We start from the raw sequence: 12,314 nt of genomic DNA on the forward strand, positions 1-12,314 counted from the left end.
CTTGATTTTGAACATTTTCACGATATCTCATCATATATTTGTATCAGATTTTTTTTCATAGATTTGGATTTGGTTAACAAAGGCTGATTTAAGGGGAAAGGACAGATTTTTTAATCTGTCCTTTTTTATTTTTGGGCGATAGTGATTCAAAATCCCGAAGTAACACAGCCATCTTAACAAGGTTTAACACCATTTGCGTTCTCTTCACCGGAATAATAAGCAACTTTGCGCTACAGATTTTTTCATAGACTTGATTTGGTTCATAAGGCTGATTTAAGGGGAAAGGACAGATTTTTTTAATCTGTCCTTTTTTTGTGCTTTGATATTTCCGCGTTTCTTCTTACTTTCATCCTAAATTATTTGTTCTGGATGATTCACGCATTGTTCCAATATTTGTACTGATAGGACAAACTGCTCCCCGACGATTGAGAGTTCCAATTGTTGAAAAGCAGGTTGCCATAACATAGCAAACGATTCAGACAGAACAATTAACGGCAAAATAACGATACCAAACACCGGGAAAACAACCCTGACAACCTTGGCCAGATTGCTCTGGTCGGATTTTTGATGGGTTGATTATATGACGGTAGGTATTGAACAATGCCTGGTCACCTTTTCAACCTAATATCAGCAACATGGACAATTTGTTCCTAAAATACATGCGTGAACGAACCGGTCGTCGCAAAAGCAGCGGCCCCAGTTTCTATGCCCCCGGGCCGGTAATCACCATCTCAAGGGATTATGGCTGCCCCGGACGACGCATTGCTCGTCTGTTATCCGAAACTCTAACCGAGAAAAACAAACGGATGGGACGCGAGGTAGAATGGAAATGGCTTAGCAAAGAGATAATAGAAGAGTCGGCCCGCGAACTAAAACTGTCACCTACCTTGATTCAAGACCTTTCAGACTACCGCACACGCGGTTTTTTTGAGAATCTTGCACTCTTCTTTTCTGAGGAGTTCTATCCCGGCGATGTGAAAATTAAAAATACCATTGCCCGTTTTATCTACAATGCTGCCTCCGAAGGGAATGTGGTTATTGTAGGTCGTGCAGGAGAATCCATCACCAAAAATTTCGAGAAATCGTTTCATGTGAAGCTTCAAGCTCCCCTCGACTGGCGTGCCGAACAGGTTGCCAACACTTATGGTATGAGTCTGTCCGAAGCAAAAAAAGAAGCCATTGAAATGGATAAACGCAGGTCTCAATTTCGAAACTATTTTGAGAAAAACCGGCCAGACATTGATTTCTTTGATATTTTCTTTAATTGTGCAACCATGACCGACGAGGAAATTATTGAGATGATCATCATTGTAGCTGAAACTAGAGGGTTTGTTTAACATAGGCTTGCGCTATAAAACACTGATGCCGAAAATATCCAAAGATGTTTTCGGCATTTTTTTATTGAACTCGCAAACCGACAATTAAGCAACTACGCTCAGGCATATTTCTGCATAAGACCAATGGCTTGACTTCGATACCCCTCTCCAAACAAATTAAGATGGTTCAAGACATGATAAAGCAGGTAAACAGGCTGCCGGTACGCGTATCCATCCTTTAGCGGATAGGTAGCTTGGTATGATTTGTAAAATTCGGGTGAAAATCCGCCAAAGAGACGAGTCATAGCAAGTTCTGCTTCACGATGACCATAATAGACTGCCGGATCAATTAATACCGGGTCTCCATCTCTGCTAATAATAAAATTACCTCCCCACAAGTCGCCATGCAGAAGGGCCGGAGGCTCTTCACTCCCTTTGAGAATATCAGGTAAGCGGTGCTCCAAATTTACAAAGAGCCGTTTAAACTGCTCATCAACAAAGCCGTTACGATCGGCCAATTTGTACTGATAAAGCAGTCGCTTGTTATAATAAAACGATGTCCAATTGGTGAGTTCATCTCCTTGTGACAAGTTCATTTGCGGCGTGGCTCCAATATAGTTATCTTCATAAAACCCAAACTGAGGAGCAGTATGTTGATGTAACAAGGCCATGCATCTGCCAAACTGTTCAAAGAATCCTATACCGGCGCTACCCTGTGGCACAAACTCAATAAGTAAGTGGTCGCATCGTGCGCTAATTACATCTGGCACTTGAATTACATGAGCCTTTTGTAACTCCTTAAGGCCATTGGCCTCCTTAAGAAACATATCAGCCTTACCACCTTCTTTGAGAACCATCATTTTTCCGCCAGCCGATATGATTTTTGAAGTATTGGCAATGCATCCACCTCCCAGTGAAACCATTGATACAACCTTATCGCCAATAATTTGTTCCAACTCTCGCCTATCCATAACCTATTGCCTGGTAATAAACAATAATATTTTAAGAAACTGTTTAAAATTAATTTATAATACATGATATAGACGCGTAGACTATTAGATTTATCCTATTTTCTGTATTATCTTGTCTATAAGTCTAAATATTTAACATCGAAAAATCATTCGAAGATATTTCCAATCTAATTTCACCAAAATGCGGGAAATAATAAAATACAACTTCACATTGGCCGATAAAATATCGATATTTGATAGCAATCAATAAGAACCAAAAGAAAATGAATCTAAAACCCATTTTACTTATAGCAATATTCGCAATACACCTTTATAACAGTGAAGGTCAGAACACTGAACACCATATTTTTTCAAGAGACACATCATTTAATATTGTTAGTGAGTTCAATAAGCAAGTAAAACACCATCCACACATTGTTATTGCAGAAAAAGGCGATTCGTCAGAATTGATTATTCACAGGGATATTGCGTACTACACACCCAAAACCCGCTCACTAAAACTGGACATTATACATCCCGTGACAACATGCGAGAGTCAAAAACATCCGGTCATTATTCTGATACATGGAGGCGGCTGGAGAAGTGGTGATAAAAAGATGGAACACCCTTTGGCTTATGCATTGGCACGTAAAGGATATGCCACAGTATGTGTAGAGTACCGTTTATCGATGGAAGCGACATATCCTGCAGCAATTCAGGACCTCATCGCTGCCATCAGATGGGTAAAAAATCAGAGCGACAAATACCCTTTTGATACACGCAAAATAGTTTTACAAGGAACCTCTGCCGGTGGTCAATTGGCGGCACTACTCGGCAGCATCAATGCTACCAAAAACATCTTTGAGGTTGATTATTTAAATCATATTAAAGAAAATGTGCAAGCGGTGGTGAATATTGATGGGGTCTTAGCATTCATTCATCCTGAGTCGGGCGAAGGCCACGACCGTCCGGATCGCCCATCGGCGGCAACGCTCTGGTTTGGCTCCACAGTAAATGAAAATCCTGAAGCACGCCATCAGGCATCTGCCCTCACCCATGTGAATGAAAACACGGCACCTATGCTGTTTATAAACAGTTCAATTCCACGTTTCAGAGCCGGTAGAGATGATATGATTGATGCAATGAAACGTTATGGAATTTACACCAGACATCACGTGCACGAAGGCAGCATGCATACCTTCTGGCTGTTTAATCCGTGGTTTGAGCCAACAGTGGATTTGATAGATGCGTTTTTAAGAGATGTGCTATGATGGCAAAAACGGAATACCGGTCACCGGTTGCTATCTGACAACTTCTCGAAAATCTAATAAAAACAATAGCCTCAAAATTAAAATTTAAAGGCTATTGTTAAATCTTCTACTAAATAATGGATTTCTCACAACGCAATCTCATCGCCATTGGTGATGGTAGTGAAACGATAAGCGGCTTTCTTCAAACGATCCATAATGGCCAATCCGATGCCTTCTTCTTTTACTTTAACAGCATATATCTGCTCTATGGTGGCATCGTTTTCAAACTTGTGAAGTGCGGCAAACATATTCGAAGCACCCTCGAGTAAATCGCCAGACTCAGAAAGAACTATAACTTTTGACTGCGCATCCTCGGGCAATGAATGCGGCTCAAAAAGTATCAACCCCACATAGGCTGGTAAGTTATTAGGCAATTCATCATAAAGATAAAAAGGCTTACGCGGAGAGTAGTGACTTTTTAGCTGACCTGGTGCCTGAATATGCTTTTCTGTACTAGAACTAAGCACCTCCACGTCGGGAAAATCAAGCTTAATCTGATCAGGGGTGATGGCTCCGGGACGCAGTATTTCGATGCCATTCCTGGTCACTGCCACAATGGTGGATTCAATACCCACGTCGGTTTTGCCACCTTCGAGCAAGTAATCAACTCCTGTAAGTTGTTGTTTCACGTGCTCAGCTTCAGTGGGACTTAAGCGCCCGAAAAGGTTGGCACTTGGAGCAGCCACTGGCACGCCTGCCTGACGAATAAGTTTTTGTGCAACAGGATGCGATGGCATACGAACGCCAACTGTATTGAGACCTGCGGTGACAATGTCAGGAACTTTCTTGGTTTTAGGTGCCACTATGGTGAGTGGCCCTGGCCAGTACTTTTTAGCCAAACGCAGAATCAAAGGTGATACAGGCTTTTGAAATACTGTTTCCAACTCTTCGATTGAGGCGATATGTAAAATAAGTGGATCAAAGGAAGGACGGCGCTTTGCTTCAAAAATTCTGGCCACAGCCTTTGCATCCAACCCATTGGCACCTAATCCATAAACAGTTTCTGTTGGAAAGGCAACCAATCTCCCCTCTTTAATTAGTTTTGAAGCAAAAATAATGTCTTTACCGGACTTAATCATTAACTGAACGTATCTTCTGTTGCTTAAATAATCAAGGCCGGCCATAAAAAGGCCGGCCATTGATTGACTGATAATTGAATAATGCCTGTTATTTGTTCTTTTTGAAGAACGCATATTTATACTCCATCGGCAACATCTCATTGTACTGCTCTACGCTGGCTCCGTTGAGGCAAGCCTCAATGATTTTACGGCCAAGTGGAAGCAATTCAGGAGTAAGATATTGAGGCAATTCTTTCTTGAAGAAATCGTACAACATCTCTGCGCCTTTATCATAACCCTCTTCGCCTACTTCAATTTGTTTATAAACTTTGAGGAAGCGCGATGGTATTTTATTACCCTCAATGGTAAGGTAGTTTAGCTCATAACCCAACAGCGGACAACGAGCTGGCTGATACTGGTCCGAAATAAGTTTGGCATTTCCACGACGAGTAAGATACTCACGCATCAACATCTGAGGTTTAAATCCAACTTTCCAGGTTCCAATATGCTGGTTTGGCGCCAACGTGTAACGCACACGAGGTGTGCTGATAATCTGCTCAAGCAATAGGTTGGCGTGTTGAACCCTTTTGCCGGTGGCAAATGGCCAGTAAGAACCAACACCTTCGCTCTCCATGTTACCTGTACCAACGATACTTGGGTTGGCATGTCCGCGTGGACTCACGAGTCTCCACAACCAAGCCAATGCAGGTGGAAGAATGTGGAACAAGCCTACGATACCATACGATGGGTTCTCTTGCGTACAGGGTGGTGTGCGCACGCCAAAACTACGTACGTCAATAGTAACCGGCTTGTTCACCACATTATGTACAATGTGACGAGGCAAAATCACCCTCGGATTTGGACAGCGTTTGCCGGGCGAATCTTCGATATGGTTCCACACCAGAGCAGTACCATTTGGCTTTGTATCAATATTAAGGAACAACACTGGTTCCGGAGGATTAATGGTAATTTTTTCGAGGAATGGATCCTCTCCATATTGAGTGATACCATCCACACGAATAAACCATGCATTTTCGGCATCAGCCACGGTTAGTTTACCATTACCTTTCTGGTATGACGGGTGGCAAAGTGCCATGTCGTCAGTTACCGGACTGAATGAGCACAATAACGGTATATTGATGTGACGTTCTTCGCCAGAAATCATGTTTTTCCCAATCACTATCTGACCGTTTGGCTCACGTGGAATCATTTGCAACATCTCACTCTTACCACCACCACTGGCTCCTTCGTGCATAAAGGTTGTATCATTGTCGTATGGGCTGGTTACCTGAACAGTAGAACAGTGTGTGGTTACCCAGCCTTCTTCTTCACCTCTGGAGAGCAATACGCCATAAAGACCTTTTTTAGCACTTGGCCCAGGATAAAGGTTGTATGAGAACAGCTCATGCAAGCCATCGAGACGGTTGTGAATAACTTTCTGTTTGCCGTTGAAATGCGTGTGACGGAAAGGAGGAGCAACATAGATGGCTGAATCCAGACGGAAGCCCTTTGGAAGCTCATCGATGCGCATTATTTTTTGCAAGAAAGCCAGACCTAATGCAAAGAAACCAGCATTGGCAGGCGCAATTGCGATACCGCCAATCCCAACAGGATAGTTCCCGGCATAATATATAAACACTGCAAGCTCTTGTTTTTTAAGCCAATCAAATGTTTCATTTCTGAGCTTGTCAAACTTGTAACCAAACACATCTTCAAACCTATCTTTATCGGTAGGTTTGTCATCGGCAATTGCCATGGTGTCCGGGTCGCGCCGACGCATATAAGGCTCGGTATAGTTGGCCGAAACACCGTTGGTAACACGGTGAACTATTGCTTCAACGTACTCCCCTTTACCGGGAACGTCATATTTAACTTCAAAACTATCGCTGCCGGGTCCACCCACGGAAGCCTCAACCAACTCATCAGTTGTGTTGAAGAAGTTAACTTTTGGAGCACCCTCCAGGAGATCCCGGATTTGAGCAGGAATTTTAACTCCCTGTTGCTCCAGTTGTGCGATAATGCTCATGTTGTTATGAATTAATTGTTTATAATTACTCGATTGTCGTTCCAACATACAAAGATAAAAACCCAATTCTAAATATAACACCCTTTATCAAATAGTACATGCCAGAAATTAAGTGTCACTTAACACAGTAAAATCCATTTGATTAAAAATTTGCCGGCGTAACCACCCAAAGCATTTCAGCTGTTACTGATTTAGTATTTACTGCTTTATGAGACTTGGCCGAATTATAATAAAGGCTGTCGCCACTCTTCACTTTATACAATGTGTCATCAATTTCAAACTCAAGTTCGCCACTAAGCAGATGACAAAACTCCTGACCTGAGTGTTCCTTCAAGAAACCTTCGGTAGTAGAGCCCTTTTTAAGCACGATTAAATAAGTGCCCATTTGCTTTCCTTGTTCTCTGTGTGTTAAAAGGTAAAGCTCGGCACCTGTATCGTTACGCTCCACGAAAATTTTCTCGGCAAACCGAACCAAAGGAATTCTGGTTATTACTTCATTTTCACCTACCAATTCACCAACTGTGGTATGAAGCACATTTGCAACTGCTTTAAGAGTTACAATTGATGGGAACGATTTGGCATTCTCGATTTGAGAAAGCGCACTGGAACTGATGCCAGCCAATCTGGCCACTTCACCCAAGGACATTCCCAACAACTCCCTTTTCCTTTTAATTCTTCCTCCTAAACGCTTCATAATTAAAGTGCATATTGCCAGACTGCCTGTATTTTTTTTAGATAGTATTGCCCATTTAAAACAACAATTCTTTACCTGATACAAACATATAAATTTAATATCACTTAAAAAATTAACCTGCACTTAATAAAGTTTAAATAAATGGCATTTTTTTGTTAAAATATAGAAATAATATCTTAACAATTTACACGCAATTAGCACTCTTGTTTATGTTTATCAGCACATTAACACCATTTTCAAATATTCAATAAAACGAATCGAATAACATTTCATTTAAATATGCTGAAAAAAATCATCCTTAGCACAAATTTTTAACTTTTTTTAAACCAAACAACCTGAACATCAAAAACTGACAGACTTGCGCTTTAAAATCTCCCCTGAAAGGATGAATAGATTCTAATTCAATACAAACACCTTCAACATTTCATCATATCAAAACATGGTGCTAAAAGCATCAATTTGAATCAGATTTCAGATTCTGATAAAATTTACGCATAATTGGTAAAGGAAGCCAATTATTAAACCCTTAATTTTGGATATTATAATCTCCGGACAAAAACATGGCTTGCCTTTTCATCAAATAATAAATTGAGATGTCAGATAAGAAAATTAAATGAGACCATTCGGTATAGCGATAAATTTCTCTAATTTTGACCACTCAAATTGCATTATAACATAAACACTATAAAATTCACTCATCATGGCTGATTTCAAATATCAAAAGCCCTTCCCTATCCTGAAGGATACCACTCCTTACCGGTTATTAACCAAGGAGTATGTATCAGTTGTTGAAGCAGATGGTCGTAAAATATTAAAAGTAGACCCTGAGGGGCTTGAACTTCTTGCAAAGGAGGCGATAAAGGATGTATCGTTTTATCTTCGACCTACACATCTTGAAAAACTTGCCAACATTTTAAAGGATCCGGAGGCATCAGACAATGACCGTTTTGTGGCTCACACTATGATAATGAATCAGGTTGTGGCTGCCGAAGGTGAATTGCCTACTTGTCAGGACACTGGAACAGCCATCGTTTTAGGAAAAAAAGGTGAAAATGTGTGGACTGGAGGGAACGATGCAGAGGCCTTGTCGAAAGGGATTTTTGAGACCTATAAAGACACCAACCTTCGTTATTCACAAGTGGTTCCATACACTATGTTTGATGAAAAAAACACGGGAACCAACCTGCCGGCACAAATAGATATTTATGCAGAAGAGGGTAATAAATATGAGTTCCTGTTTATCACCAAAGGTGGTGGTTCAGGTAACAAAACCTTCCTCTACCAGCAAACAAAGGCTCTTTTGAACGAGGAATCACTCACAAAATTTGTAAAAGAGAAGATAAAAGACCTTGGCACCTCGGCTTGCCCTCCATATCACCTTGCATTGGTAATTGGAGGCACCTCGGCTGAAGCCACCCTGGCAGCCGTAAAAAAAGCATCAGCAGGCTATTTCGACCATCTACCCACCGAAGGGAACGAGGGAGGACAAGCATTCCGAGATTTGGAATGGGAGGCTAAAGTGCAAAAGATTTGCGAAGAGAGCACCATTGGCGCACAATTTGGCGGCAAATATTTTGTGCATGATGTGCGGGTGATACGCCTACCCCGACATGCAGCATCTTGTCCGGTAGGGCTTGGCGTTAGCTGCAGTGCCGACCGAAACATCAAGGCAAAAATCACCGAAGAAGGTATCTTTGTAGAGCAACTGGAGACAAACCCGGCACGATTTGCACCTGAGCGGGCGCCAGAACTAGCTCCTCCTGTTGAAATTGATCTGGACAGACCAATGGATGAAGTGCTTAAGGAACTCTCAAAATATCCAATTAAAACAAGACTAAACTTAAAAGGGACTCTCATCGTGGCCCGAGACATTGCACATGCCCAGATTAAAAAAATGATTGACGAAGGCAAACCTATGCCAGAGTACTTTAAAAACCACCCTGTTTATTATGCAGGTCCGGCTAAAACACCTCAAGGAATGGCATCAGGAAGTTTTGGTCCCACAACAGCAGGCCGGATGGATTCATACGTTGATCAGTTTCAAAGCATGGGTGGTTCACTTATCATGCTTGCAAAAGGCAACCGTACACAGGCTGTTACAGATGCTTGTAAAAAGCACGGTGGCTTTTATCTTGGATCAATTGGTGGTCCGGCAGCCATCCTGGCAAAGGATAGCATAAAGTCCGTAGAAGTGATTGATTTTGAGGAGTTAGGCATGGAGGCTGTGCGTAAAATCAGAGTTGAGAATTTCCCTGCATTTATTATTGTAGACGACAAAGGGAATGACTTTTTCTCAAAACTGTAAGCTGATATAAATTCATTATTACCAACATTGACTAGTAACACACCTGATTTTTTCAGGTGTGTTTTTTTATCCTCCCAATTTGATTATTTATTCAAATAGACTATTTTTGAAATAACTAAAACAATATAGCCTTGAACCAGAAACCCAATATACTCTTAACACCAGAACTACACAATGGAATGCCAGTCATTCTGTTCAAATGCGATTACCATCCGGAGATAATTTCTCTTCTCAAATCAATTCCGGGTATCAAATGGAGCAATACAAAAAAAGCATGGTATCAAAGAACGGAAGATTTCAATCTCCAAAAAGCATTTTCTATTCTGTCTCCCGAAGCATTTCTTAATTACACAAATATTAAATCCAAAACAGAAACACTGGTTGAAAAAAATGAGAAAAGCAAACGTCTAAAAGTTTCTGAATTGCCTGACGGATATCTTGAGAAGCTGCAACAAAAAAGATACAGCGAAAATACAATCCGTAACTACATGGCCTACATGCGGAAATTTATCGACGACTTTCATGGGCGTAATTTAGAAAGCCTAACACAATCAGAGATTAACATGTATATTCTGGATTTAATTAACAATAAACATATCTCCCCTGCTGCACAAAACCTTCTAATAAATGCCATCAAGTTTTATTACGAACAAGTTTTGGGAAGGCGCAAACAGCACTTTGAATTGGATAGGCCACGCCGTGAACGTAAACTTCCAAAAGTATTAAGCAAACAGGAAGTTTCTGCCATGATAAAAGCAACTAACAATTTGAAGCACAAGAGCATTATTTCGCTTTTGTATTCTTGCGGTCTGCGACGTAGTGAAGCTATAAACTTAAAACCGTCCGACATTGAATCAAAGCGGATGGTTGTTAAAGTTAGATGCGCCAAAGGGAAAAAAGACAGGTATGTCCCTTTATCGACGGGAGTTCTTGATTTATTAAGAGAATATTATAAAATTGAAATTCCCAAGAATTGGTTGTTTGAAGGCCTCAATGGGAGTCAGTATAGCGAGACAAGCATTTTAAACATCGTGAAAAATGCAGCACGTAAAGCAGGAATAAAAAGAAACGTCCACCCCCATATTTTGCGTCATTGCTATGCCACGCATCATTTGGAGCAAGGAACAGACTTACGTTATATACAAGCATGGCTTGGTCACGAAAGTTCAAAAACCACAGAAATATACACCCATGTGTCACAAAACAACTTCAACAAATTTAAGAATCCGATTGACGATATGGATTTGGGTCTTGCATAACACGTGCGTATACCCATCCAATTTGGGTAGATATACGCACATTTTCCATGTGACACATTCGATATATAGGTAATTGATTATATTTAGGAGTTAGCACCAATTATAAGAAAATGAGAACTATAGCATTAATATTAGTCTTAACCACTACCTTTGGACTATGTAGAGCCAAAGAAATTCGTGAGGACTGGATTAAAATTGACTCAATCTTTATTAACCTTTTAAAGAAAGAATATTTGTCCAATCCGACTTCAATAGAGAAGTATCTTGAACCTTGGGAGAAAAAAAGAGAAAACCTTGGCTATGGATACTCAATTATTGACCATAGTATGGGTAAAGGTTATGTAAGTATATTCTACACTTTAATATATAAGGATAAAAAGTTAGTTTCATTTAAATTGACCCCTCAAATGCCTAATGACTCAAGACTATATAGTCGTTATTTATCTTTTTATGAGGGATTTTTTGAAAATGATAATTATCAACCCCAAAGTCTATTTTATGGTTATAAAGTTGCTTCTACGCCCATAAAAAATTTCGATAGAATATTGGAAATTTCACCCAAAATGGAATTTTTTATGACACCATATTCAGGGATAATTTATGGTGATTATGGGGGCATTGCAAACGAACTCTTAGAAAACAGAGAATTATTCAATAGCATTAAAAGTTCTATAAATGATGACTTAATTATTTATTTACTCAACTCAATTAATCCTGCCACTAGATTATATGCCACTGAATTATTTATGACACAAAAAGAATTGTTTATAGAGAAAAAACTAATCGAGGAGTTAATAGAAATGAATTTTAAAGAACTCTCTGAGATAAATACGATGAGTGGTTGCATTCAATATTCAGAGGACGCAAGAAAGGTAATAAAAGAAATGATGGAAAAAAATAAATAACTGGTGCTAATATATAGGAATATGAGCGGTCGGCACGACCCAGCGATTATTCCAGGTTGAACGACATCCCGTCTGAACTACAACTGGTAACTATGGACTTTTTGTCGGTTTTTGATGTTTTTGGCAAGAACGCCTATGCTGCGTTCGTGCTGTTTTTAACCTTATCGGTTTAAGAGATGAGTGGTCTTTGTGTTTCAAATGTTGAAAACCAGCTTCTTTTGGGCTTAAAACCCACCGTCAAGGCAATACGATGCCGAACCTCATGTGAATGAAGTTTTTAAAGGGAATGTAATGTTGGTTACTGCAACTTATCAAAAAGCATAGAAGGCAGATGCCCTGCGGGTGACCGAATCCTGGGCAGGGTTCTGATGACAATCAGACGACCCGTTTTGCAATGCGGACATTTGGTTATGTCAAATCCTGTCAATCTTAAAATGCGCTCTGGAGCCGTTTCGGGCTTTTGTTTAGCTGTCATCTGGTCAATGTCAGGC

Annotated in this window: 9 protein-coding genes and 1 pseudogene; 5 read left to right on the forward strand and 5 right to left on the reverse strand. The window is 40.3% G+C overall.

The annotated features are described in order from the left end of the window. Positions 1-635: 635 nt before the first annotated feature. The gene (locus ALKIM_RS0104040) at positions 636-1,337 is read left to right on the forward strand and encodes a cytidylate kinase-like family protein (protein ID WP_026473527.1); all 702 of its coding nucleotides are present in this window, start codon (positions 636-638) and stop codon (positions 1,335-1,337) included. A gap of 98 nt (positions 1,338-1,435) precedes the next feature. Here the strand turns inward: ALKIM_RS0104040 and ALKIM_RS0104045 are convergent, their stop codons facing one another. After that, entirely contained in the window at positions 1,436-2,287 is an 852-nt protein-coding gene (locus ALKIM_RS0104045; RefSeq protein ID WP_026473528.1) for a fructosamine kinase family protein, read from the reverse strand. Between the two features lie 263 nt (positions 2,288-2,550). Between ALKIM_RS0104045 and ALKIM_RS0104050 the strand changes: the two genes are divergently transcribed. Then, complete coding sequence (locus tag ALKIM_RS0104050; RefSeq protein ID WP_026473529.1) at positions 2,551-3,537, forward strand: alpha/beta hydrolase; 987 nt, start codon at positions 2,551-2,553, stop codon at positions 3,535-3,537. A gap of 125 nt (positions 3,538-3,662) precedes the next feature. Here ALKIM_RS0104050 and ALKIM_RS17555 read toward each other — a convergent pair whose 3' ends face one another. The 3 genes from ALKIM_RS17555 to ALKIM_RS17560 form a co-directional block, all read right to left on the reverse strand. Then, positions 3,663-4,715, reverse strand: a complete 1,053-nt coding sequence (locus ALKIM_RS17555) for an L-threonylcarbamoyladenylate synthase (RefSeq protein ID WP_235714371.1) — start codon at positions 4,713-4,715, stop codon at positions 3,663-3,665. A 28-nt stretch (positions 4,716-4,743) separates the two neighbouring features. Beyond that, positions 4,744-6,660, reverse strand: coding sequence for a DUF4914 family protein (locus tag ALKIM_RS0104060; RefSeq protein WP_044117733.1), 1,917 nt, complete (start codon positions 6,658-6,660; stop codon positions 4,744-4,746). 142 nt (positions 6,661-6,802) lie between these two features. Next, on the reverse strand, positions 6,803-7,354 hold the full coding sequence (locus ALKIM_RS17560) for a helix-turn-helix domain-containing protein (protein WP_044117734.1): 552 nt from the start codon (positions 7,352-7,354) through the stop codon (positions 6,803-6,805). Positions 7,355-8,054: 700 nt separating this feature from the next. Between ALKIM_RS17560 and ALKIM_RS0104075 the strand changes: the two genes are divergently transcribed. From ALKIM_RS0104075 to ALKIM_RS0104085, 3 genes are all read left to right on the forward strand, one after another. Beyond that, positions 8,055-9,659, forward strand: coding sequence for a fumarate hydratase (locus ALKIM_RS0104075; RefSeq protein ID WP_026473531.1), 1,605 nt, complete (start codon positions 8,055-8,057; stop codon positions 9,657-9,659). A 131-nt stretch (positions 9,660-9,790) separates the two neighbouring features. Further along, positions 9,791-10,918 (forward strand): site-specific tyrosine recombinase/integron integrase, encoded by a 1,128-nt coding sequence (xerA, locus tag ALKIM_RS0104080; protein ID WP_235714372.1) that lies wholly within the window; start codon positions 9,791-9,793, stop codon positions 10,916-10,918. A 110-nt stretch (positions 10,919-11,028) separates the two neighbouring features. Further along, positions 11,029-11,823, forward strand: coding sequence for a hypothetical protein (locus tag ALKIM_RS0104085; RefSeq protein ID WP_026473533.1), 795 nt, complete (start codon positions 11,029-11,031; stop codon positions 11,821-11,823). A 298-nt stretch (positions 11,824-12,121) separates the two neighbouring features. Here the strand turns inward: ALKIM_RS0104085 and ALKIM_RS19795 are convergent. Beyond that, a pseudogene (locus ALKIM_RS19795) lies at positions 12,122-12,314 on the reverse strand (IS91 family transposase); the annotation flags it as partial.

The sequence above is a fragment of the Alkaliflexus imshenetskii DSM 15055 genome, from assembly GCF_000517065.1.
GTDB lineage: Bacteria > Bacteroidota > Bacteroidia > Bacteroidales > Marinilabiliaceae > Alkaliflexus > Alkaliflexus imshenetskii.